A 22,231-nucleotide genomic window follows, 5' to 3' on the forward strand; every position below is an offset into this window, starting at 1 on the left:
CCTCCCCAGTCCATAGTTAGCCAGCGAGAGCCGGTTGAATGCGCATTGACGATCTCAGCCTCGACGAACTCCTGGAACTCAACGAGATCATCTGCCGCCGCATCGACGAACTGCGGGCGCGTCAGGACCTCGATGTCCTCAAGCACCTGCGCCTGGGACAGGAGGTGTCGTTCGAAAGCCGCGAGGGCGAGGTGTTCGGCCGGGTGGTTAAGATCAACCGCAAGACGGTGGTGGTCCACACTGAGGATCACCGTCAGTGGAAAGTCCCCCCTGGGATCATCAAGATGCTCCGGGATGTCCAGTGATCCCCGTCAACGACGTCACGGAATGACCGCTTACCCCGGCATGACATCGAGCACCGGCTCACGCCGCCTCGCCGCCCGCAGACGAATGGCCTGGTCGAGCGATTCAACGGCCGCATCAGCGAGATCTTGCGCACGACCCACTTCGACTCGGGGGCCGATCTCGACACGATGCTCTGGCACTATCAGCGCCTCTACAATCACCACATTCCCCAGCGTACGCTCGGGCATGTCACTCCTGTGCGCAAACTCAAGCATTGGTACGAGGAGCGCCCCGATTTATTCCGTAAGCAGGTATATGACCAGTCAGGTCTCGACACATAATCAGGTGCCGGCATGTGGTAGGCCGCTATATACTCACTCAGGACGCATTATTTTATTTTTCTGCATGCCTGGATTCTGCTCTTGTAGTAGCTCAGGCCTGCTACTGACAATGAAATCAAGAGCATATAGCGACCAAGGTCCGAGCTTATACGTGCCGAAAACATCATAGTAACGAGAAACGACAGCAGGGCCACAGCACAAAAAACAACAAAGGGTTTGTCTTTTGGACAGAAAACTACTGCCCCCCTATAATGCCAAATTAATGCAACCAGGGGTGTAAGAAAAAACCCAAGCCCCACCACACCAAAAGAGACTAACACATCAAGAAAAACATTATGAAATTCGACTGTCTCGAATCGATCGAGGAACGGCGCCGGATCTAACGGTCCAATACCCAAGATGGGTGACTCTCGGACTAACTCCACCCCCTTCAAGAGGATGTACGATCGCTTATTCGGAGAGCCTGAAAGCTCCATCGTGGCCGTATCCGGCAGGGCTGCCAACGCCACGGCCGCCTCAACGACTTGATCGAACCGCTCCTGTATAGCGTCGGAGAGCACGTACCCGATAGCGATCGCAGCGACCCCCGCTGCAATTCCGACCACAACACTCACGAGCGTATATCTCCACCAGCGCTCCCAAGCCAGCAGATAAGGGATAAGGGCTACGCAAACCGCTGTAACTACCGCCGCTCCAACGATACCTTGCCGGCTCTCGGTTAGGATCAGGACATACCAAAGGAAGAGAAAGCCAAGAGCAATCAAGAGACCTGCGGACGCTCGCTTGACGCCGCCAGCCAAGCCAGAACCATAATGGACCCCCAGGGTCAAAAGCGCGACCAAGAGGACCACTATTACAGTCGCATATCGGTTGGCATTCGTGGAGAACGCCGCTCGAGTTATTGGATGCTCCCCCGCGAGCGCCGACCAGACCGCCTGCCAATCGGTGTCGCGCAACAGATAAAGCAGCATCCCGATGAGGGACATACCGACGAGCCATTTAAGCCGCCGCGGATCGGCATGCAACCACATACCCCCTACCAAACCCATCAAGGCAGACCCTAGTACGTAGTCCCATGGCTGTAGATGTAAGTTTATGCTCTCGTAGCCGTGCGAGTCGATCGTTAAAGCAGTACGAGCAACCACGTAGAAGACCCAAAGCGCAACCACCCAGAAAACTGGACTGCGCTTGAGGAAAGGCCACCAGTAGTACAACCCCCCCAGGGACAGGATGAGCAGGAGGATCTCGCCAGGCCTGTATACGCTTGAGGTCGCAAGGCCGAATAGCGCGACAACGCACAATATGTACCATCCGGCTCGGTCCAGATACCGAGGCAACGGGTATTCTTGCCCTATCATCAGCCTACCATTTTCTTGCACGCAATGATCAACTTTTTTGACATCCTAGCCGCTCACTTCCGTCAGTGCGCGACGCCACTGGTTCTTCGATAAACTTAGAAATAACTTTCATCATGGCTCGTCAGCTCCTGCCTGTATATCAGTTTTACCAGGTCGACATCCTCTTTTTCCCACTCGCAAGCCCGCTCACTTTTTTTATTCGCTGCGTTTTTTGCTCGAGGCAGGGAGCCTTCCAAGTCGTCAACTCCAATCTCTCGCAGCACCCTAACAAGGTCCGCTTCTAAATACGTATACCTGCATATCCTGTCTGCCACGATTTCATCGTCGATCGTGTACAAAGGCCAATTTGTTGGCGGATTCGGGACAACACGTTCTGGATCCGGACGTTTCGGATCTGCTAGACGCTTCAGGAATTCGGTAAAAGTAACCTGCCCCCTCGGTAGCTTGCGCGTCATCCAATAGTAGTCGGAAATAGCCTTCTCATACGGATCACGTACTACACAGAATTTCCAGTAGGCTTCCCACTCGTGCGGAAACGCGTCACGAACCGCCGCAGCGGTGGGGTGCGCAATGTTCGTAGTGTGCAGTATGGGCGCGTATTTGTACTCTTGGACCCGCTCGACAAAGCGTGATGGCCTTGGAGCTCTTAGCTTGCGGGCATAATAGCCGGCAGCTCGCAATCCGTCTCGGCTCAATGTCTCACGCACGATTCGACGATTGTAACGTCCTCCATAGCGGATCGCGTCACGCCAGATGCCGACCTGCAGATCATTCGGCCCCATCAGGCGGTTGAGAAAGGCTGTAACGGAGCTACCAGCAGCCTTGCGGTTGTGCAGAAAGATGAACCGGTAGCGATGGCTTATTAACATGTTATTATGCTGCTGCTGTCACTTGGTTCGGTTGATAGGGGTCCAAGCTGTGAGGCTCAATCACTAACCCACACTGGAAAGGCTTCATGGCACAGGAACAACCTCTCATCTTTCATATCGGCCTCTACAAAACCGCCAGCTCTTACCTGCAGTGGCAGATCTTCCCACAGGTGGGCGCCTTGGGCACCGGACCGCAACCCGCGCGCGTGAAGGCGCTGAAAACGCGTATGGTACAGCTTTTTCGGCGTCGGTCACCCTCTGTGTGGCGGACGCGCAAGGGCCGGGCCACGGCCGCGGAGATCGCGGCGCTAGCCCGGGATGACAGACCCGTCCTCTACTCCCACGAGAGCCTCTACCACGGCAAGATCTTCCTGCAGGGCGAGCGCCGCCTGCAGGTCCGAGACCCCGTGCATCTGCTGGCCGCACACTTGAGCGCTTTCGCCCGCCACGCCTGGGGCGGGCGCGGCTCGGTCCGCTGCCTGTTCTTTGTCCGCAACCAGCCGGACTGGCTGGCTTCGATGTATGCCCAGTTCAATGACAAAGTGCCCGGATCAGGCCAGGCAGACTTCGAACGGCAAGTGGACGCCCTGCTCGCGGACCCGCCAGCGCGGGGCGGGCAGGTGGTCGCCTACGACCACTGGGTGGTCACCCTCGCGCAGGCACTGGGCGAGGATGCGGTACTGCCGTTGCTCTACGAGCGGCTCCAGGAGCCGCAGACCTGGGCCCGTCTGGCAGCGTTCACCGAGCGCCCGGAGCTCAGCTGTACGGACACCGCCGACACACCGCCGGGCGAGCAGGCCAAGGTGCGCCGCTCCTCGCCCGACGCCTGGCGGCTCAAACGCCCGGCGGTGGGCCGCATAAGTCGGCAGGGCCGCAAACTCCTGCGCAGGGCCGGACTGCCTGTTCAGGTCCCCAAGGCCGAAACCAGCGAAGCATCACTGGTGATGGACGCCGCGCTGCGCCAGCGCATCCAGACGGCGTATGCAGCGTCCAACCGCCGCTTCGAGCTGCTCACCGGCGAGGAGTTGGCCGGGCTTGGCTACTATCCGGCACCGGGGAACACCGCGAGCGCGCCCGAGACTTAGGCAGGTCAAAACCCAACGTTTCGGGTACCATAACGCCCCCTGTCCAGCAGCGTCCGGCACCGAGAGGCGGCCTTGAGCACCCGTCGTACCCCCAAGCCTGCAAACGCCCCCCAAGACCGCAAGCTGTCGTGGCCGATCTTCCGGCGGCTCTTTCTTGGCTACATCGTTCCGCAATGGCGGGTTGGCCTTATCGCCGTCGGCGCCATGCTGATCTACGCCGCGACGGAGGCGGGTTTCGTCGCTTTGATCCGGCCACTGCTCGATGACGGCATGGTGGCCCAGGACCCGACGGTTATCCGCTTCTACGCCACCCTGATCGTCGGGGTACTGATCCTCCAGGGCGTGTTCTTCTTCGTCTCCAAGTATCTAACGGCCTATGTGGGGCGGAAACTCATCAAACAACTTCGGCTCGATGTGCACGATCGCTTGCTCGCCCTGCCTAACCGCACCTTTGACCACCTCTCCTCCGGGCAGATGATCTCGCGGCTCACCTACGAAGCCGAACAGACCTCCAATGCCAGCACCCAGGCCGCGATAACAGTCTTCCGCGACGGCGTCACGGTGATCCTAGTCTTCGGCTACATGATCTATCTCTCCCCGTGGCTGATGCTGATCGTCGGTGCGGTCCTGCCGGTCATCGCCGGACTGGTGGCCTTGATCAATCGCCGCTTCCGGCGCATCAGCCGCCGGATCCACCGTGCCGTCGGCGGTGTGGGAACGGTGGCCGAGGAGACGGTGCACGCCCACACGGAGATCAAGCTCTTCGGCCAGGAGGCGCGGGAGCGCGAGCGCTTCGAACGACTCAATGAGCAAAACCGCCGGCAGTTCATGAAGTTCTCCGTCACACGTTTTGCCAGTGTCCCGCTGATCCGGCTGGTCGTCGCCATTGCACTGGCCATCACGCTCAGCCTGGCCACCATCGACGCGGTGGTAGAAACCCTTACTCCAGGGACGATTGCCTCTTTCATTGCAGCGATGCTGCTCTTGAACCGCCCGCTGAAGCACTTAGTCAAGGTCAACGCCGACCTCCAGAAAGGGCTGACCGCCGCACGCGGCATCTTCGAGGTCATCGATCTACCCGCCGAACGCGATAGCGGCACACGGACCATCGACCGGGCCCGGGGGGAGATTCAGTTCAAGGATGTCCGCTTCTCTTACGATGGCATCCACGAGGTCCTGCGCGGGATCAACCTGAAGGCACAGCCTGGCCAGACCGTTGCGCTCACCGGCCCCTCGGGCAGCGGCAAGAGCACGCTGGTCAGTCTGATGCCCCGTTTTTACGAGGCAACCGCCGGCGAGGTCCACTTGGACGGGGTGCCCATCGATGAGTACCGGTTGGCCGATCTGCGCCGACAGTTCGCGCCGGTGAACCAAGACATCACCCTGTTTAATACCACCATCGCCGAGAACATCGCCTACGGCGCTCAGGGCGAGGTCACGCGTGCAGAGATCGAACGCGCCGCGGAGATCGCCTACGCCCGCGATTTCATCGAGGCCCTGCCCCAGGGGTTCGATACCGAGGTGGGCGAGGACGGTACGCTGCTCTCCGGGGGGCAGCGCCAGCGCATCGCCATCGCCCGGGCGGTGCTCAAGGACGCGCCGATCCTCATCCTCGACGAGGCGACGGCCTCACTGGACAGCGAGTCGGAGCGCTACATCCACGCCGCCTTCGAGCGGCTGATGCAGGGGCGCACCGCCTTCGTCATCGCCCACCGCCTGTCAACAGTCGAGAACGCCGACCAGATCGTCTTCCTGGAGGACGGGCGCATCATCGAACGGGGCACACACCAGGAGCTACTGGCACACAACGGAAGATACGCCGGGCTCTACCGCATGCAGTTCGAGGGCGCTGATAATCGGCCATAGGGTACGGCCGCCGTGGGGTCCGCATCGACCGCAGCCGCTGTTCCCACCGGCACCCTGTGGTAACGTTGCTCCCTTTGAGCCGCTTATACCCTGGCAACGGAGCGCCGCTTCGTGATTCAAGTCCTCGCCCAGATCCTCTTCGCCTTCGGGCTGACCGCCGCCCTGCTGCTGGTCCTGCGCCGCCCGGCCCTGCAGGCCGGGCTGGTAGACCGGCCGTGCGCGCGCAAGCGCCACGGGCGGGTGGTGCCGCTGATCGGCGGCATCTGCATCCTGCTCGGGTTCGTGGCGGCGTCGCTGCCGGCGGACTTCGGGCTGCGCGACTACCAGGGGCTGTTCGCCGGCATGGGCCTGCTGGCTATCGTGGGGGTCATCGACGACCTGATCGATATCGACGCGTGGGTGAAGTTCGCCGCCCAGGTGGTGGCCGCGCTGCTGATGACCGCCTGGTCGGGGCTGGTTGTATCGGACCTGGGGCAGCTGCTCGGCCCGCAGGTGTCGCTGGAACTCGGTGCCCTCGCGCTGCCGTTCACCGTCTTCTGCGTGGTGGGGCTGATCAACGCCGTGAACATGTTCGACGGCGTGGACGGCCTGGCCGCCGGCACGGTGGCAGCCGCCCTGGGCTGGCTGGTGCTTGCCGGCGCCTTCAACGGCGGGGCCAGCTGGCTGATCCTGGCTACGCTGTTTCTCGCCTCGGTCTGCGCCTTTCTGCTGTTCAACATGCGCAACCCGTGGCGGCGCAAGGCCGCCTGCTTCCTGGGCGACTCCGGCAGCATGATGCTCGGCTTCGCCTTGGCGTGGTTCGCCGTGGAGGCCGCTCAGGGCGAGCATGCGCTGCTGCCACCGGTAGCCATTGCCTGGATCCTGGCTCTGCCAGTGCTCGACACCCTGACCCTGATGGGGCGGCGGATCCTCCGCGGTCGCCACCCGTTCCAGCCCGACCGGGAGCACCTGCACCACATCTTCTACCGCGCCGGCTTCACCCCGGGCCAGACCGTAGCCGTGCTGGTGCTAACCACGGTGCTGCTGGGCGGGGTCGGCGTCTTGGGCACTGGGCTGGGCGTGCCGGAGTGGGTGCTGGCGGTGCTCTTCGTGCCGGTGGTCCTGGCCCACGTCCTCGCCCAGGCCCGGGCCTGGCGCTTTGCCCGGCTGATGCGCCGCCAGCTGCGCTGGATGCGCTCCAACCTGCGCCAGTGACCATCCGGGGGGCAGGCGGGCAAACCACCCCACCGGGCAGCGCCCCACGCATTGAGAATTATTCGCAAATCGTGCATGCTGGGCTCAACATTGCCACATTGCGCGGGAGCGCCCATGGTGGACCACACGGCATCCCCCCTGCTCGAGCTCAGCAACGTCCACTGCTGCTACGGCGGCACCACCGCGGTCTATCAGCTCAGCCTGCGCGTCCTGCCCGGGCAGATCGCCTGCCTGCTCGGCCCCAGCGGCTGCGGCAAGACCACCACGCTGCGCGCCATCGCCGGCTTCGAGCCGCTGTGTAACGGCGAGATCCGCGTCCGCGGCGAACCACTCTCACTCCCCGGCTACGTGATGCCGCCGGAGAAACGGCGCATGGGCATGGTCTTCCAGGACTACGCCCTCTTCCCGCACCTGAACCTCTACGACAACATCACCTTCGGTCTGCGCCGGCTTAACCGCCGCGAGCGCCGCCGCCGCGCCGACGAGCTGCTCGAGCTGGTGGACCTGCAGGGCTATGGGGATCGTTTCCCCCACGAGCTCTCCGGCGGGCAGCAGCAGCGCGTCTCGCTGGCCCGTGCCGTGGCACCGCAGCCGCAGCTGGTGCTGCTCGACGAGCCCTTCTCGAACCTCGATGTCGAGCTGCGCGAACGGCTCAGCCGCGAGTTCCACGACATCTTCCGCGACCAGCAGATGACCGCCATCCTGGTCACCCACGATCAGCACGAGGCCTTCGCCATGGCCGACGAGATCGGCCTGATGCGCGACGGGCGCATCGTGCAGTGGGACACGCCGTTCAATCTCTACCACGAGCCGGCGGACCGCTTCGCCGCGGAGTTCATCGGTCAGGGCAGCATGATCTCCGGCACCCTGATCGACGGCGAGCGCATCCAGACCAGCCTGGGCACCCTGCGCGGCAGCCACGGCTTCCCGTGGCCGGCCGGCACCCGGGTGGATGTGCTCCTGCGCCCGGACGACGTGCGCATGGGCGAGGCGCCCTCGGGCCTCTACGGGCGGGTGGTGAAAAAGGCCTTCAAGGGGGCGGAGACCCTCTACACCCTGCGCACGCCGGATGGGGTCGAGCTCCTGGCCCTAGCCCCAAGCCACAGCGACTACGCCGTCGGCGACGACGTGGGCCTGACCCTGGATACCGAGCACCTGGTGGCCTTCCCGGCCGACGGCGAGGCACCGGCGGAGGCGGAGCGCTCGCCAGCCAGCGCCCAGCCCGTGCGCGCCGTCAACGTCGGCTGAGGCTGAGCCGGCGGGTCTACCGCCAGGCGGGAGCCCCGGGGGACCGCTCAAGGGCCGGGGCAGCCAGCCGATAACCTCGGGTAGCTCCCGGAACGGCAGGCAGACCCGTTATGTGCAGGCACACCCTTTCTGTCGCGGCGCTGGCCGCGCTGCTCCCCCTGACCGCGGCCGCCAACCACCAGCCGGCAGGCTCGGCCCTCGGCTTCGGCGACGCCACCCGCTTCGCCGACACCCAGGGCAGCAAGCAGAACCCCGCCGGCCCGATTGCCGGTAGTGAGCGCGGCGTGCGCATGGGGGTGTTCAGCCTTGGGCTCTCCTACGAGGTCGGAGACGTCTCCGATTTCGGCGACGACTTCGAGGACTTGGGCGATGAGTTCGACGCCTTGGAGCAACTGCTCAAGGACGTAGAGGCCGGAGACACCAGCGCCGACGATGCCGAAAATGAGATCGATTCGTTCGAGACCAACATCAACGAGATCCTCGACCGCATCGGCGACGACGGCTACCTGACCGCCGGGGTTACCGGGCAGTTCGTCCCCTTCCCCTTCGAGACCACCCAGGACGCCCTGCGCGGCTCGCTGCTTGTCGACCTGGAGTACAGCGCCCGGGGCCACCTGTCGGTGCTGCGCGGAGAGAACCTCAACCTTGACGTCGAAACCGAGACCGACGCGGAGGACGCGCTTGAGGAGCTCGACGGCTTCGGCGGCTACATCCGCAGCGCCATCACCCGGACCTTCACCCTGGGCTACGGCACCACGGTCTACGACAACCCCCACGGGCTGCTCTTCGCCGGCGCGCAGCTCAAGCACCACCAGGTGGAGCTCTCGCGGATGACGGTGGGCTTCGATGACGACGCCGGCAGCAAGCTCAGCGACGAGTTCGGCGAGAACAGCGAGACGGACACGGATTTCGGCGTCGATCTGGGCGTGATGTGGGTCAGCGACCATTACCGGGCCGGGGCGAGCATCGCCAATCTGATCGAGCCCACCTTCGACTACCCGGCGGTGGAGGGCGAGGCCACCTACGACCAAGCCACCGCACGGGGCGAGATCGATCCGGATGAATCCTTCCGCATGGAGCGCCAGCTCAACGTGGAAGGGGCGGTGCACACCGCCGACGGGCGCTGGCTGCTCGGCGGCTCGCTCGATCTCAACGCCGCCGACGGTCCCTTTGCCGATGGCTCCGACGACGCCTACCAGTGGCTGACCGTCGGTGGCGCCTACCGCCCACCCCACGCCGCCCTGCCCGGCTGGCGCCTGGGCTACCGGCAGAACCTGGCCGGCTCGGAGATCGGGTATATCACCGGCGGTGTCACGCTCTTCCGGGTCCTGACCCTGGATGCGGCCATGAGCACCGAGACGGTGGACTCCGTGCCCCGGGCGTTCATGTTCAACGCCGGCGTGGGCGTGCGCTTCTAGCCGCCGGCGAGGATCCCGAGCAGCGCGATCCCCAGGACCAGCAGCAGGAACAGCACCCCGGCCATGGCCAGCGCCAGCAGGCGGCTCTCCACCGCGGCGCTCAACCGCGTCAGGGCCACCAGCGACGGCGCCCGCGGGCGCGCCGGCAGCCGCCGCCACGCCCGCCGGCTGGCGTAGCCCAGGCGCACCCCGGCGAGCAACGCCGGCTTGATCCAGTCCCCCTCGGGGATGCGCGGCAGCCGTGCGGCCCCGGCCAGACCGAAGAGCACCGCGGCCACGGCGCCGCCGGCAAGCGCCGGCAGCAGGGCGTCGAGCAGGGCCGCGGGCTGCGCGGTGTAGCCCACCAACTGCGGGGACACCACCGCCGCCGCCAGCCACGGCAGGGTCAGGGAGAGCAGCACCAGGGCGAGCACCGCACCCCGCCGCGCCAGCGGATCGGCCCCGCCCTCGCCGTGCCAGGCCAGCAGCAGGAAGCGGATCATGAGTACGGCGGTCAGCGCCGAGGCGAGCAGCAGCAGCGGCTCCGCCGGGGCACCGAGGGCCTCGGCGCCGAGCTGCTTGCCCGCCCCCTTGGCCAGGGCCCCGCTGGTGGCCGGCACGCCCACCAGGGCGAGCGCCGGCAGCAGCAGGTACGCCCCGCGGTGGCGGCCGTGGAGCCCGCAGCCGAGGAACAGCGCCCCCTTGGCCAGGCCGTGGTGCAGGGCGAAGAGCGCCACCCCGGTGAGCGCCGCCCCGGCCAGCGCCGGCTCGAGCAGCGCGGTGCCGGTAAAGGCGGTCATCAGGCCCATCTGACTGACCGTGGAGTAGGCGAGCACTGTCTTGGCCCGGCGCTGGGTCACGCCCACCACGCTGGCGTAGAGGCTGCTGGCCAGCCCCGCCACCACCAGCACCCCGCCGGCCACCGGCAGGGCCAGATCGCCGATGGGCAACAGGCGCCACCACGCCACCAGGGCGGCCTTGACCAGCAACGCCGAGAGCAGCGCACTGGCCGGCACCGGCGCCGCCGGGTGGGCCAGCGCCAGCCAGGCGTGCAGGGGCACCACGCCGGCCTTGACGGCGAAGCCGAGCCCGATCAGTGCCACCAGCACATTGCGGTACGGGTGCTCGACGACCAGCGCCGGCACCTCGGCGAGCGCGGCGTTGCCGCCCTGGGCGGCGATTAGCAGCACGGCGGCGAGCACCGCGGCCTCGGCCAGCACCGCCATACCCAGGTAGACGCGCCCGGCGCGGAAGGCCGCCGGCGTGCGGAAGTGGACCACCAGCGGGTAAGCGGCCAGGGTCATGGCGGCGTAGGCGAAGTAGAAGGTGGCCAGATCCCCGGCCAGCAGTACGCCCATCAGCGCCGCCACCGTGGCGCCCAGGCCCATGATCAGCCCCGGAGAGGCGCGGCTGCCGCCCTCGCCCACCACGGCGAAGAGCAGCGCGGCGGCAGCCACCGGGGCGGCAAGCATCAGCACCGCCTGGCCGATGGGATCCGCCGCCAGGCGGGTGTCGAGCAGCAGCCACGGCAGTTGCAAGGTCTCTCCGCCCATGGCTACACCGGCCAGTGCCGTCAGCGGGGCGAGGACCAGTAGCGCGCCCCCCGCCCGCCGGGCGCCGGCACCGATCAGGGCCACCGCCAGCAGCGGCACCAGCACGGGCAGGAGCAGTCCGACAGCCGGGTCGAGCCTCACAGCGGGTACTCCTGTTCCACGATGCGCTGCGCCCAGTTCAGCGGCGAGAACTCCGCCGCCGCCAGCACGCCGGCGAGCAGTGCTGCCAGCGCCGTGAGCAGCGCCGGGTGGAGCAGCCAGCGGTGGGTCTCGGCGCTGCTCGTCCGCGGCATTGCCCCTGGCCAGCCGGCGGGGGCCGGCAGCAGCCAGATCCGCCGCAGCACGGGCAGAAAGTAGGCGGCGTTGAGCAGCGTGCTGGCCACCAGCACGGCCAGGATCCAGTAGAGCTCCTGGGCCAGCGCGCCCAGCCCCAGGTGCCACTTGCTTATGAACCCGGCGATGGGCGGGAAGCCGATCATGCCCAGCGCCCCGATGGTGAAGGCCACCGAGGTCAGCGGCATGCGCCGGCCGACGCCATTGAGCGACTCGATGCGGTGGATGCCCAGGGTCTCGGCGTAGTTGCCGGCACAGAAGAACAGGGTGATCTTCATCAGCCCCTGGTGAACCAGGTGCACCAGCCCGCCGATCAGCCCCAGTGGCCCGCCCATGGCCACCCCCAGGGTGATGAACGAGACCTGGCTGACCGTGGAGAAGGCCAGGCGACGCTTGATGTCCACCTGCGCCAGGGCGCGCAGCGAGCCGTAGAGGATGGTCACCGCCGCCAGGGCGGCGAGCACCGGGGTCACGTTCAGGTCCGCGGCCACGGCGTGGCCGTAGACATCCTGGACAATGCGCACCACGCCGAAGGCGCCGGCCTTGACCACCGCCACGGCGTGAAGCAGCGCGCTGACCGGCGCCGGCGCCACCATGGCGATGGGCAGCCACGCCTGCAGCGGAAAGAGCGCCGCCTTGACCGCCACACCGCCGAGCAGCAGCGCGAGCACCACGGTGGCCGCTCCCGGCGCGGCGGCCGCCCACTCGGCCACCGCCGCCGAGCCACCGGGGCTGAACGGCTGCTCGCCCACCGCGGCGTAGAGCGCCACAGTCCCGGCGAGCAGCGCCATGCCCCCGCCCAGGGTGTAGGCGAGGTAGGTGCGCCCGGCAGCCAGCGCCGCCGGGTGCCCGCGGTGGACCACCAGCGGGTAGGTGGCCAGGGTGAGCGCCTCGTAGAAGAGCAGGAAGGTGAAGAGGTTGCCGGCCAGGGCGATGCCGAAGGTGGCGGCCACGCACAGCGAGAAGAAGCCGAAGAAGCGCGCCCGCTGCGCGGAGTTCTCCAGATAGGCGACGGCGTAGACGGTGGTGATCAGCCAGAGCACCGCCGAGAGCATGGCGAAAAGCAGCGCCAGCGGGTCCGCCGCCAAGTGAAAGGTGACGCCCGGGACGACCTCCCAGGCGACCTGGTAGCTGCGCCCCTGCAGGAAGCCGTAGACCAGCAGGGCCACCAGGACCAATTTGACGCTGGCACCGAAGAGGTTCCAGAAGGTGCGCTGACGGCGGCGCTCATCGCGCAGGGCGAAGATGATCACCGCCGTCCCCAGCGAGGCGAGCAAGGCCCACAGCGGCAGCAGGTCCTGGAGCGCGGCGATCATTGGAGCCCCTCCGGTGCGCCCTGCTCCAACAGCCCCAGCGCCGGCATGGCCGAGACCCCCATGGCGTAGACGATGAGCACCAGCAGCAGCGGCACCCACTCCATGATCCGCGGCACCCGTTGTGCCGGGCGCACCTCGGTGTAGCCGGCTGGCGGCGCGGCGTGGGCCACCGCCAGCACGCGGAAGGCGTAGGCGGCGGCGAGCACACTGCCGAGGATGATCACCACCGCCCACGGCCACTGCCCGCCACTGATCGCGCCGCTGAGCAGCAGCCACTTGGCCAGGAAGCCACCGCTGGGCGGCAGGGCCATGAGACTGGCGAAGGCCAGCCCCAGGGTGAGCACGGTTATCGACAGGTACGGGGTGAGCCCGCGCAGGCCCTCGAGCCGATCGTGCCCGAGGCTGTAGAGCATATTGCCGGCGGCGAGGAAGGCGGCGGACTTGGCGAAGCCGTGGGCCAGGGCGTGGTAGGCCACGCCCTGCCAGGCGTGCACGGCGGCGGCCGGGATCACCACCATGGGCAGGAGCAGCAGCAGGTAGCCGAGCTGGGCGATGGTCGAGTAGGCGATGACCTGCTTGAGCCGCGGCTGGCGCAGCGCCTGCAGCGAGCCGTAGAGCACCGCCAGCGCCCCCAGGGCGCCGATCAGCCAGCCCATGTAGGTACTCAGCAGCACCGGGAAGACCCACAGCCACAGGCGCAGCACCAGGTAGAGCCCTGCCTTGGCCACCAGCGCCGAGAGCGCCGCACTGGCCGGCGCCGGGGCGTTGCTGTGCGCCGGCATCAGCCACATGTGCAGCGGGAAGACCGCCGCCTTGGCGAACAGCCCGGCGGTGATCAGCGCCGCCGCCACGGCGGTGTGGGCGTCGGCACCAACCAGCTCGCCCACCTCGCGCAGGTGCAGGGTGCCGGTGCCGCCGTAGAGCAGCGCCACGCCGAGCAGATAGGCCAGCGAGCCGAGCAGCGCCAGCAGCAGGTAGCGCATGGCCGCGCCCAGCGACGGCCGATCGCCGGCCATGGCCGCCAGCGGAGCCGCTGTGAGGGTGAGCAGCTCCAGCATGACGTAGAGGTTGAACAGGTCCGCCGAGAGGAAGGTGCCGTTGAGCGTGGCCCACTGCACCAGCCACAGCGGCCAGAAGAGCTCCGTATTGTAGCCCTTGCCGCGCAGGTAGGGCGCGGCGTAGAGCGTGACCGCCAGGCCGACCAGCGCGGTCATGCCGAGCATCAGCGCCGAGAGCCCGTCAGCGTAGAGCTCCACGCCCAGCGGCGGCTGCCAGCCGCCCAGGTGATGGACCTGCGGGCCGTTCTCCGCCACCTGGCGGACCACGTCGGCCACCGCCGCCACCGTGGCCACGGCGCCGAGCAGCGGCAGCCACGGCGCCCGGCGGGCGCGCACCAGGAAGACCGCCAGCGCGGTAAACAGCGGCAGGAAGAAGGCCAGTGGCAGCGAGAGCGTCGCCACGGCCTACTCCTCGTCCTCGGGCAGGTGGTTGAGCCCGGTCTCGGCGTGGTAGCGGCGCGCCAGGACCAGGGCGAAGGCGGTGGCACTGACGGCGATGACGATGCCGGTGAGCACCATGGCGTGGGGCACCGGATCGACGTAGTCCGGGTGGCGGCGGGCCAGGGCCACCAGCAGCAGGAAGACCGAGTTGCCGAGGACGTTGACGGCGAGGATCCGGCGCAGCAGGTGGCGCTGGGTGATCAGCCCGTAGATGCCGATGCCCGCCAGCGCCCCGGCGATCAGGGAATAGAAGGCGGCCTGGGTCACCGCACCTCCCCGCGCAGGCCGCCGGAGCCGCTGAACAGCAGCACCAGCGGCAGCGCTATGGCCAGCGTCAGCGCCGTCTCGACGAGCAGGATCAGCTCATAGGTCCACTCGGCGGGATAGGCGAGCACCGCCGAGGCCAGGCCCGCGCCGGCCAGGCCGATGGCGCTGAACAGCACCATGCCGCCGACCAGGGCCAGGCGCTCGGCGAAGCTGGTCTCCTCGGTCGGGCGCAGCCGCCCGGTCAGGCGCAGCAGCACGCCGAGGGCGGCGAGCACGGCACCGGCCTGGAAGGCGCCGCCGGGCTGATACGCCCCGGACCAGAGCAAGTAGCCACCGGCGAGCACGGTCATCGGCGCGATGAAGGCGATCAGCGGCTGGACCAGCAGCGGCTCGCGGTGGCTGGCGCGCAGCCAGTCGCCGGGCCCGGCGTGGGTCAGGTCCTGGGCCACCACCCGGGCGGCGAGGAAGGCGACGAAGAGCACGACCACCTCGGAGAGGGTGTCGATGCTGCGGAAGTTGAGCAGCACGGCGGTGACCGGGTTCTCCACCCCGCTCGCCTCGAGCTTGGCCAGGGCCAATCGTCCGGCGGTCTGCTCCGGCGGCTCGAGGCCGACCACCGCCCAGCCGATGCCGGCGATCAGGACGCCGACGAGCACGGCCACGCCCACCGCCGCCCACGGCGGCACCGCCGGCGGGGGCGGCTCGTCGACGTCGCTGCCCTCGGGCAGCAGGGCGCGGTAGGCGGAGAGCAGCAGGGCCCCGGTGATCCCGGCGCCGATGGCCGCCTCGGCCAGGGCCAGGTCGGGGGCGGCCAGGCGCGCCCAGGTCACGGCCATGAGCAGGCCGAAGACGATGAACAGCACCACGCTGCGAAAGAGGATGCGGCTGGCGACGATCTGCCAGGCCAGCCCGAGCAGGCCACCGGCGAGCAGCAGGTCGAAGGTCCAGTCGATCACGGCGGCGTCCTCCGCGCCCCGCCGCGGGCGCGCAGCGAGAAGCGGGCGATCAGGTGCGCCGAGACGGTGGCGGCGATCAGCGCCAGCATCCAGATCAGCACCAGCTTGGCGGCCACCCAGCCGGTTTCGGCCTGCAGGATTAGGGCGGCCACCACGCAGCCCAGGCCCAGGTTGTCGGCCTTGGTCAGCGCGTGCAGGCGATCGAAGACGCCGGGGAAGCGCAGCAGTCCGACAGTGCCGGTGAGAAAGAACAGCCCGCCGAGAAGCAGGAGCCCGGCGCTGAGCGCGTCGAGCAGCGTCATCACTCCTCCCCCTTCTCGAAGCGCCGCGGCACCCGGGTGAAGGCCACGGCGATCACCGCGGCGAGGACCACGAAAAGCAGGGCCACGTCGCGCAGCGCCGGCAGGCCCATGGCCTCGGCGAGCAGCAACAGCACGGCAACAGTGGTGGTGCCGAAGAGCAGTGCGGCAAGCATACGGTCGGCAGCGGTGGGGCCGCGGTGGACGCGCCACAGCCCGGCGAGGAGGTTGAGCAACAGAAAGACGGCGAGACCCAGATAGAGCATCTGCACGGCGCTTACCTCATGCGGCGGCACCGGTGGTGGTCCCGCTCAGGCCGTAGACCGCAGCCACGCGGCGCTCCAGCCCGGCGACCTCGTCTTCGGCCTGCGGGGTGATGGCGTGAACGATGAGGATATCGCCCTCCAGATCGGCGGCCAAGGAGCCGGGGAGCAGACTCAGGGCCGCGACCAGGGCCACCCGTGGCTCGCCGGGGGGCAGCTCGACGGCGTAGCGCAGCCAGTGGCTGTGGATGGGCATGCGCGGATGCATGGCGCGGTAGGCGACATCCACGGCACCGATCAGCGAGCGCACTAGGAAGAAACCGGCAAAGCGCAGTGCCGGCAGGGGGTACCAGGGGTGGATGCGCCGGCCGGCGAAGTAGACGCCAACCCCGGCGGCGGCAAGGATCGTGGCGACGCCGAGCACGCCGCCAAGCCGCCCCTCGGCAAGGATCAGCCAGAGCAGCAGCATGACCGCCGCCGCTCGCAGGGTGCGGCCCAGCCACACCGCGGGGCCGGGCCGGGAGGCGGGGCCTGGCGCCGCCGGCGGGACCACGGGCTAACTCTCGGCGCCCTGGGCCCGGGCGCGCTCGGCGGTCTCGGCACGGCGGCGCTGCTCGGCCTCCCGGTTGCGGCCGCCATCGACCTCGCGCCAGCCCTGGCCGTGCTGGAGGATCAGGGCGGCGAGTGCATCGAGGTGATCGGGGCGGTCATTGAGCGCCGGGATGTAGGAGAGGCGCTCGCCGCCGCTCTCCTCGAAGTACTCGCGGTTCTCGCCGGCGATCTCCTCGAGGGTTTCAAGGCAGTCGGCGGAGAAGCCGGGGCAGACGACATCCAGGTGCTTGACGCCGGACCGGGCGAGTTCGGTGACCGTCTCGTCGGTGTACGGCTTGAGCCACTCCTCGTTGCCGAAGCGCGACTGGAAGGTCACATCCCAGGTGCCCGGCTCCAGGCCCAGTTCCTCGGCCACCAGTCGCGAGGTCTTCAGGCACTGGCAGTGGTACGGGTCGCCGTCGAGCAGGTAGCGCTCCGGCACGCCGTGGTAGGAGAAGAGCAGCCGCTCGCCGCGCCCCTCGCGCTCCCAGTGCTCGCGGATCGAGCGGGCCAGGGCCTGGATGTAGACCGGCTCGTCGTGGTATTGACCGACCATGCGCAGTTCCGGCACCCACCGCCAGCCCATCAGCTCGCGCGCCACAGCGTCGAAGGTGGAGCCGGTGGTGGAGGCGGAGTACTGCGGGTAGAGCGGCAGTACCAGGATCCGCCGCGCCCCGGACTCGCGCAGCCGGCGCAGGGCCGCCGGGATGGACGGGTTGCCGTAGCGCATGCCCAGCTCCACGACGAAGGGGCCGCGATCGTTCATCGCCTGCAGGCGCTGGCGGATGCCGGCCGCCTGGCGCTGACCGATGCTCAGCAGCGGCGAGCCGTCCTCCTCCCACACCTCGCCGTAGGCGGCCGCGGACTTCTTCGGGCGGGTGCGCAGCACGATGCCGTAGAGGATCGGCCACCAGCGCCAGCGCGGGATCTCAATGACCCGCGGATCCGAGAGGAACTGGCGCAGATAGCGGCGCAGGGCCGGTTCCGTCGGCTCGTCCGGGGTGCCCAGGTTGGCGACCAGGACCCCCACGGCGTGCGCTTCATCGTGCTGGAACGTGCTCTTCGCGGAATAGAGTTTCATAGGGCCCGGAGCATATCAGGAGCGGGCTTGGCTTGGGGAGTTCAGCAGCGCCCGGATGGGGCGAAAATTCTGCATCGTATACATATCTGTCATTAATTACGGCGCGATTGGAGGCTGACCCGGGCACCGCCGGGCGGGTAGACTGCGCGGCACGACAAGGCAAACGGCTGGATCAAGGCAATGAGCAACAAGACCCGTGTACTCTTCCTGTCCAACAGCAACGCCTGCCGCTCGCAGATGGCCGAGGGCTTTGCCGAGAACCTCGCCGGCCATCTGATCGAGCCCTGCTCGGCGGGGATCGCGCCGGCGCAGGAGCTCGACCCGCGGGCGGCCAAGGTGATGAGCGAGGACTGGACGGACATCTCGTCCAAGGCGCCGAAGGCGCTGGACCCGGCGGTGCTTGAGCAGGTGGACATGTTGATCACCCTCTCCGAGGAGGCGCAGGAGGCCTGCCCGGAGCTGCCCAAGGGTGTGGAACACCGCCACTGGCCGACCAACGACCCGGCGCAGGCCGGCGCCGACGACGATACGCAGGCGATGAACGCCTACCGTGATGCGCAGGACGAGATCAAGGAGAACATCCTGTTCCTGCTTAACGAGGTGCGCGGCGGGATCGACGAGTTCGAGATCTAAGATCCCGCTGCCCTGCCCCGGCGGCCGGCTCAGCCGTCCTGTAGGCGGCTGAGGGCCTCTCGGGCGCGCTCGCCGTAGAAGCCTTCGGCGCTGGCCGCCTTCTCGTAGTTGGCGATGGCGGCGTCGCGGGCGCCGTCGGCCTCGGCCATCTCTCCAAGCGCCAGGTGGGCCGGTGCGGTGGGCAGCAGGCGGGCCGAGCGGACCAGATCCTCGCGGGCGCGCTCGTCGTCGCCGCGGACCCGGTGCAGCAGGCCGCGGTCGAGGTGGTAGCTGAAATAGCCGTCGTTGCGCTCGATGGCGGCGTCGAAGGCGGTGATGGCCTGGTCCTTCTCGCCGAGACGGGCCAGGGCCTGGCCGCGCACGGCGTGGAAGGCGGCCTCTTCGGGATAGGCGTCGATGGCGGCGTCGGCCAGCTCCAGGGCCCGGCGGGGCTCTTTGGCACGCAGGGCCTGCTGCGCCTCGTCGTGCCGGGCGTAGGCCTCGCTGTTCTCCTCGAGCACGCGGATGTGCCGGGCGTAGCGCTCCCCGCCCAGGGTCCAGTCCTCGCCGCCGAGTTCCTCGCGCAGGACGCGAGCGGTCTCGCGGTTGGCCTGGACGCGCTCCCGGGACGGCGGATGGCTGGCAAAGAGCCCCTCAAGCCAGGAGGGCTCCCGGTCGCCGGCCAGGCGCACGAACTTCTCCTGCAGGGTGACGGCGGCCTCGGGGTCGTAGCCGGCCTTGGCCATGTAGCGGGTGCCGTAGTAATCCGCCTCGAGCTCGGCCTCGCGGGAGTAGCGCTGGCTGATCAGCCCCACGCCGACGCTGGCCCCGGCGACCAGCAGTCCGGAGAAATCGTGGTCCTGGGTAGCCAGGCCGACGGCGGCGACGCCGGCCTGCATGATCATGCCGCGCTCGACGCGCTGGGCACCGTGACGGGCGGCGGAATGGACGATCTCGTGGCCAAGCACGGCGGCCAGCTCGGCTTCATTCTCCATTTCGGTAAGCAGGCCGCGGTTGATGGCGATCTTGCCGCCGGGCAGGGCCCAGGCGTTGGGGGTGCCGTCGTTGAGGACGACAAACTCATAGGGCAACCCGGGGCGGTGGCTCTCGGCGGCGACGCGCTGGCCGACCTCGTCGACGTAGGCGACCAGCTCCGAGTCGGCGTTGTAGCGACCGCCCATGCTCTGGAGGGTGGGCTCGTAGTGCTGCTCGCCCATGGCGATCTCCTCGCTCTCGGAGATCAGCCGGAACTCCCGCTCACCGGTGACCGGGTTGACGCCGCAGCCGGACAAGCCCAGCGCCAGCAGCGCCACCGGAATCAGCCATCGCCAGACCTGTCTGCCCTGCATCTTTCCTCCCCTGCCGGGCTGCCGCCGCCCGGATCGTCGCTCCGAAACCGTGGTTCCGTTGTCGGACCTCCTCGACTATAGCGCACCCGCGTCCCGGGCCTCGCGCAACTGCGTGGCGTTGATCAGGAAGACACCGAAGCCGCCGCGCTCGAGCTCCACCCAGGTCAGCGGCAGGTGGCCGAAGGCCTCGGCCACGGCTTCCTCGGAGTCGCCCACCTCGACCACCAGCAGGCCGTCTTCGGTGAGCCGATCCGGGGCACCGCTGAGGATGCGGCGAACCACGTCGAGGCCGTCCTCGCCGGCGGCCAGGGCGTGGTGCGGCTCGTGGCGGTATTCGGCTGGCAGCGCGGCCATGGCCGGGGCATCCACGTAGGGGGGGTTGGTGACGATGAGCTGGTAACGCTGCTGCGGCAGGCCTTCGTAGACGTCGGACTGGATCAGGGCGACGCGCTCGTCCAGGTCGTGGCGGTGGACGTTGACCGCGGCCACCTCGAGGGCGTCGGCGTCGATGTCGGTGGCGTCGATGGCGGCGCCGGGGAAGGCGTAGGCGCAGGCGACGGCGATGCACCCGGAGCCGGTGCCGATCTCCAGCACGCGCTCGACGGCGTCCGGATCCAGCCAGGGCTGAAAGCCGCGCTCGACGAGTTCGGCAATCGGCGAGCGGGGCACCAGCACGCGCTGGTCGATGTAGAACGGCAATCCGGCAAAGAAGGTCTCGTGGGTGATGTAGGGCAGCGGCAGGCGCTCCTGGATACGCCGACGCACCCGGGCCATGACCGCCTCGCGCTCGCCGCGGGTCAGGCGCGCGCCCCAGTAGAGGTCGGGCAGGTCCGCCGGGAGGTGCAGCGCGTGCAGGGCCAGCGCAGCGGCCTCGTCGATGGCGTTGTCGGTGCCGTGGCCGTAGACCAGCCCGGCCTCGTTGAAGCGGCTGGCGGCGTAGCGGACGATGTCGCGCAGGGTCTCGAGACCCTCCGGGGCGTGGTCGATGGGCTCCACGGTGTTCCTCCCTTGGCGTTTGCGCTTCGGTTATGATGGCCGGTTACGGTGCCACTGCCCAGCGATCGATGCACGCGCTGTCGCGCGCTGGAACGGCTTGCGATTTTGGATCCGGGAGCGCCCATGCCGGCAAACCGTCCGCAACGAACCACCCGGCCCCTGCTCGGGGCCCTGCTGGCCGTCCTCTCGGTGCTGGCGGCGGTGATCGGCGTCGGCCTCGCCGCCACCGCCCTGCGCCCGGATCCGGGGGTGCCGGACATCCAGGGCACCTACCTGGAGGATGGCCGGCCCATCGCCGATTTCGTGCTCGAAGACCAGGACGGGAAGCGCTTTTCGTCCACCGACCTCCACGGCAAGTGGACGGTGCTGACCTTCGGGCACACCGAATCCCCGACCACCTGGGAGAACCTGGCGCTGCTGCACAGCGCCCGCGAGCAGCTGGCGCACACGCGGATGAGCGCGCGGCTGCAGGTGGCGCTGGTCAGCGTCAATCCCGATGACGGCCCGGACGAGCTGGCCGACTACGTGGGCCGCTATCCGGCCGCGTTCCACGGCATCAGTGGACCGGTGGCGCGGGTCCGCGAGCTTGCCGGCAGCGTCGGGGTGCGCTACATGGCGCCCAACGGCGGCAACGTGGACGACGGCTTCCACATCCAGCCGGAGGGAGCGCTGCTGGTGATCAACCCCCGCGGCAAGCTGGTGGCGCTGCTGATGCCCCCGCACCACCCGGAGCTGATCGCTCGGGATCTGTTCCGGCTGATGGAGCGCGAACGCGGCGGTTTCCTGCGCAACCTGCTAGAGAGCGTCCGCGAGCGGGTCCGCGAATGAGCGCCGAGCCCGCCGCCCATCTTGCCGACCGGGTCCGCGCCTTCGGGCACCGGTTGCTGCCCACGCGGCTGCTCTCCCGGGTGACCTGGCATGTGGCGCGCTCCCCGCGCCCCTGGCTGAAGAACCGCCTGAATCGCTTCCTGGTCCAGCGCTACGGGCTGGATCTGAGCGAGGCCGAGCACGCCGACCCGTGTGCCTACCCCACCTTCAATGCCCTCTTCACCCGGGCGCTGCGCCCGGGGGCGCGGCCGCTGCCCGAGGATCCGCAGGCGCTGGTCAGCCCCTGCGACGGGACGGTGAGCGCGGTGGGGCATCTGCGCGGCGAGCAGCTGATCCAGGCCAAGGGGATCGAGTACCCCCTGAGTACGCTGCTTGGTGGGCTGGATGCCACACCGCTGCGCGATGGGGCGTTCGTGACGATTTATCTGTCGCCGCGGGATTATCACCGCTTTCATGCGCCGCTGGCCGGGCGTCTGTGTGCCGAGCGGCATGTGCCGGGGCGCCTGCTGACGGTTGCCCCCTGTGCGGTGCGCGCCATCCGCGGGCTGTTCCTGCGCAATGAGCGGCATGTGACGCTCTGGGAGACGGCGGTGGGGCCGGTGGCGGTGGTCCCGGTGGGGGCGGTGAATGTGGGCAGTATTGAGA

22 protein-coding genes and 1 pseudogene are annotated in these 22,231 nt (G+C 68.2%); 10 read left to right on the forward strand and 13 right to left on the reverse strand.

Features of this window, described 5'->3' with window-relative positions; translation table 11 throughout:
* Positions 1 to 38: 38 nt before the first annotated feature.
* A complete protein-coding gene (locus CCR79_RS04235; RefSeq protein ID WP_201169107.1) occupies positions 39 to 305 on the forward strand; it encodes a hypothetical protein in 267 nt (88 codons plus the stop codon).
* A 36-nt stretch (positions 306 to 341) separates the two neighbouring features.
* Positions 342 to 626 (forward strand): annotated as a pseudogene (locus CCR79_RS04240) (integrase core domain-containing protein); the annotation flags it as partial.
* Positions 627 to 673: 47 nt separating this feature from the next.
* On the opposite strand, the gene CCR79_RS04245 reads toward CCR79_RS04240, so the two are convergent.
* On the reverse strand, positions 674 to 1,651 hold the full coding sequence (locus tag CCR79_RS04245) for an O-antigen ligase family protein (RefSeq protein WP_201169109.1): 978 nt from the start codon (positions 1,649 to 1,651) through the stop codon (positions 674 to 676).
* Between the two features lie 428 nt (positions 1,652 to 2,079).
* Positions 2,080 to 2,853 carry a sulfotransferase family 2 domain-containing protein gene (locus CCR79_RS04250; RefSeq protein ID WP_201169111.1) on the reverse strand — a complete coding sequence of 258 codons (774 nt, stop codon included), beginning with the start codon at positions 2,851 to 2,853 and terminating at the stop codon, positions 2,080 to 2,082.
* A 227-nt stretch (positions 2,854 to 3,080) separates the two neighbouring features.
* Here CCR79_RS04250 and CCR79_RS04255 point away from each other — a divergent pair, with 227 nt between their 5' ends.
* From CCR79_RS04255 to CCR79_RS04275, 5 genes are all read left to right on the forward strand, one after another.
* Positions 3,081 to 3,938 (forward strand): hypothetical protein, encoded by an 858-nt coding sequence (locus CCR79_RS04255; protein ID WP_207190293.1) that lies wholly within the window; start codon positions 3,081 to 3,083, stop codon positions 3,936 to 3,938.
* A 72-nt stretch (positions 3,939 to 4,010) separates the two neighbouring features.
* Positions 4,011 to 5,804: a lipid A export permease/ATP-binding protein MsbA gene (gene msbA / locus CCR79_RS04260; protein WP_201169116.1), complete on the forward strand. Its 1,794-nt coding sequence runs from the start codon at positions 4,011 to 4,013 to the stop codon at positions 5,802 to 5,804.
* A 111-nt stretch (positions 5,805 to 5,915) separates the two neighbouring features.
* Positions 5,916 to 6,998 (forward strand): MraY family glycosyltransferase, encoded by a 1,083-nt coding sequence (locus CCR79_RS04265; protein ID WP_201169117.1) that lies wholly within the window; start codon positions 5,916 to 5,918, stop codon positions 6,996 to 6,998.
* A gap of 114 nt (positions 6,999 to 7,112) precedes the next feature.
* Positions 7,113 to 8,246, forward strand: coding sequence for an ABC transporter ATP-binding protein (locus CCR79_RS04270; protein ID WP_201169118.1), 1,134 nt, complete (start codon positions 7,113 to 7,115; stop codon positions 8,244 to 8,246).
* Positions 8,247 to 8,356: 110 nt separating this feature from the next.
* Positions 8,357 to 9,664 (forward strand): conjugal transfer protein TraF, encoded by a 1,308-nt coding sequence (locus tag CCR79_RS04275; RefSeq protein ID WP_201169119.1) that lies wholly within the window; start codon positions 8,357 to 8,359, stop codon positions 9,662 to 9,664.
* On the opposite strand, the gene CCR79_RS04280 is transcribed toward CCR79_RS04275, so the two are convergent.
* The 9 genes from CCR79_RS04280 to hemH all read right to left on the reverse strand — a co-directional run bounded on the left by CCR79_RS04280 (position 9,661) and on the right by hemH (position 17,801).
* A complete protein-coding gene (locus CCR79_RS04280; RefSeq protein WP_201169120.1) occupies positions 9,661 to 11,337 on the reverse strand; it encodes a proton-conducting transporter membrane subunit in 1,677 nt (558 codons plus the stop codon). The genes CCR79_RS04275 and CCR79_RS04280 overlap by 4 nt on opposite strands.
* A complete protein-coding gene (locus CCR79_RS04285; RefSeq protein ID WP_201169121.1) occupies positions 11,334 to 12,845 on the reverse strand; it encodes a complex I subunit 5 family protein in 1,512 nt (503 codons plus the stop codon). The genes CCR79_RS04280 and CCR79_RS04285 overlap by 4 nt, the downstream gene beginning before the upstream one ends.
* Positions 12,842 to 14,305: a proton-conducting transporter membrane subunit gene (locus tag CCR79_RS04290; protein WP_201169122.1), complete on the reverse strand. Its 1,464-nt coding sequence runs from the start codon at positions 14,303 to 14,305 to the stop codon at positions 12,842 to 12,844. The genes CCR79_RS04285 and CCR79_RS04290 overlap by 4 nt, the downstream gene beginning before the upstream one ends.
* 3 nt (positions 14,306 to 14,308) lie before the next feature.
* Entirely contained in the window at positions 14,309 to 14,611 is a 303-nt protein-coding gene (locus tag CCR79_RS04295; RefSeq protein ID WP_201169125.1) for an NADH-quinone oxidoreductase subunit K, read from the reverse strand.
* Positions 14,608 to 15,567, reverse strand: a complete 960-nt coding sequence (locus CCR79_RS04300; protein ID WP_201169129.1) for a hydrogenase subunit MbhD domain-containing protein — start codon at positions 15,565 to 15,567, stop codon at positions 14,608 to 14,610. The genes CCR79_RS04295 and CCR79_RS04300 overlap by 4 nt, the downstream gene beginning before the upstream one ends.
* Positions 15,564 to 15,869: a cation:proton antiporter gene (locus tag CCR79_RS04305; protein ID WP_201169132.1), complete on the reverse strand. Its 306-nt coding sequence runs from the start codon at positions 15,867 to 15,869 to the stop codon at positions 15,564 to 15,566. The genes CCR79_RS04300 and CCR79_RS04305 overlap by 4 nt, the downstream gene beginning before the upstream one ends.
* Positions 15,869 to 16,132 (reverse strand): monovalent cation/H+ antiporter complex subunit F, encoded by a 264-nt coding sequence (locus tag CCR79_RS04310; protein ID WP_201169150.1) that lies wholly within the window; start codon positions 16,130 to 16,132, stop codon positions 15,869 to 15,871. The genes CCR79_RS04305 and CCR79_RS04310 overlap by 1 nt, the downstream gene beginning before the upstream one ends.
* 16 nt (positions 16,133 to 16,148) lie before the next feature.
* Entirely contained in the window at positions 16,149 to 16,598 is a 450-nt protein-coding gene (locus tag CCR79_RS04315; RefSeq protein ID WP_201169135.1) for a Na+/H+ antiporter subunit E, read from the reverse strand.
* Positions 16,599 to 16,685: 87 nt separating this feature from the next.
* A complete protein-coding gene (gene hemH, locus CCR79_RS04320; RefSeq protein WP_201169138.1) occupies positions 16,686 to 17,801 on the reverse strand; it encodes a ferrochelatase in 1,116 nt (371 codons plus the stop codon).
* 180 nt (positions 17,802 to 17,981) lie between these two features.
* On the opposite strand from hemH, the gene CCR79_RS04325 reads away from it, so the two are divergent.
* Complete coding sequence (locus tag CCR79_RS04325; protein ID WP_201169140.1) at positions 17,982 to 18,434, forward strand: arsenate reductase ArsC; 453 nt, start codon at positions 17,982 to 17,984, stop codon at positions 18,432 to 18,434.
* Positions 18,435 to 18,463: 29 nt separating this feature from the next.
* On the opposite strand, the gene CCR79_RS04330 is transcribed toward CCR79_RS04325, so the two are convergent.
* Together CCR79_RS04330 and prmB are read right to left on the reverse strand one after the other, a co-directional pair.
* A complete protein-coding gene (locus CCR79_RS04330) occupies positions 18,464 to 19,762 on the reverse strand; it encodes a M48 family metalloprotease (protein WP_201169142.1) in 1,299 nt (432 codons plus the stop codon).
* A gap of 75 nt (positions 19,763 to 19,837) precedes the next feature.
* Positions 19,838 to 20,758: a 50S ribosomal protein L3 N(5)-glutamine methyltransferase gene (gene prmB / locus CCR79_RS04335; RefSeq protein WP_201169144.1), complete on the reverse strand. Its 921-nt coding sequence runs from the start codon at positions 20,756 to 20,758 to the stop codon at positions 19,838 to 19,840.
* 123 nt (positions 20,759 to 20,881) lie between these two features.
* Here prmB and CCR79_RS04340 point away from each other — a divergent pair, with 123 nt between their 5' ends.
* The gene (locus tag CCR79_RS04340; RefSeq protein ID WP_201169146.1) at positions 20,882 to 21,586 is read left to right on the forward strand and encodes an SCO family protein; all 705 of its coding nucleotides are present in this window, start codon (positions 20,882 to 20,884) and stop codon (positions 21,584 to 21,586) included.
* On the forward strand, positions 21,583 to 22,231 hold a 649-nt coding region (asd, locus tag CCR79_RS04345; RefSeq protein WP_201169148.1), incomplete at its 3' end, for an archaetidylserine decarboxylase. The genes CCR79_RS04340 and asd, both read left to right, overlap by 4 nt.

This window comes from Halorhodospira halophila (assembly GCF_016653405.1).
GTDB classification, from domain to species: Bacteria; Pseudomonadota; Gammaproteobacteria; order Nitrococcales; family Halorhodospiraceae; genus Halorhodospira; species Halorhodospira halophila_A.

Bases quoted from the DNA above. Each gene is read 5' to 3' on its own strand.
- CCR79_RS04275 (WP_201169119.1), top strand. From the start codon at position 8,357: ATGTGCAGGCACACCCTTTCTGTCGCGGCGCTGGCCGCGCTGCTCCCC.
- CCR79_RS04340 (WP_201169146.1), top strand. From the start codon at position 20,882: ATGCCGGCAAACCGTCCGCAACGAACCACCCGGCCCCTGCTCGGGGCC.
- CCR79_RS04330 (WP_201169142.1), bottom strand. From the start codon at position 19,762: ATGCAGGGCAGACAGGTCTGGCGATGGCTGATTCCGGTGGCGCTGCTG.
- CCR79_RS04250 (WP_201169111.1), bottom strand. From the start codon at position 2,853: ATGTTAATAAGCCATCGCTACCGGTTCATCTTTCTGCACAACCGCAAG.
- CCR79_RS04325 (WP_201169140.1), top strand. From the start codon at position 17,982: ATGAGCAACAAGACCCGTGTACTCTTCCTGTCCAACAGCAACGCCTGC.
- CCR79_RS04285 (WP_201169121.1), bottom strand. From the start codon at position 12,845: ATGATCGCCGCGCTCCAGGACCTGCTGCCGCTGTGGGCCTTGCTCGCC.
- CCR79_RS04315 (WP_201169135.1), bottom strand. From the start codon at position 16,598: ATGCTGCTGCTCTGGCTGATCCTTGCCGAGGGGCGGCTTGGCGGCGTG.
- CCR79_RS04235 (WP_201169107.1), top strand. From the start codon at position 39: ATGCGCATTGACGATCTCAGCCTCGACGAACTCCTGGAACTCAACGAG.
- CCR79_RS04305 (WP_201169132.1), bottom strand. From the start codon at position 15,869: ATGACGCTGCTCGACGCGCTCAGCGCCGGGCTCCTGCTTCTCGGCGGG.
- CCR79_RS04310 (WP_201169150.1), bottom strand. From the start codon at position 16,132: ATGCTCTATCTGGGTCTCGCCGTCTTTCTGTTGCTCAACCTCCTCGCC.
- CCR79_RS04255 (WP_207190293.1), top strand. From the start codon at position 3,081: ATGGTACAGCTTTTTCGGCGTCGGTCACCCTCTGTGTGGCGGACGCGC.
- CCR79_RS04270 (WP_201169118.1), top strand. From the start codon at position 7,113: ATGGTGGACCACACGGCATCCCCCCTGCTCGAGCTCAGCAACGTCCAC.
- hemH (WP_201169138.1), bottom strand. From the start codon at position 17,801: ATGAAACTCTATTCCGCGAAGAGCACGTTCCAGCACGATGAAGCGCAC.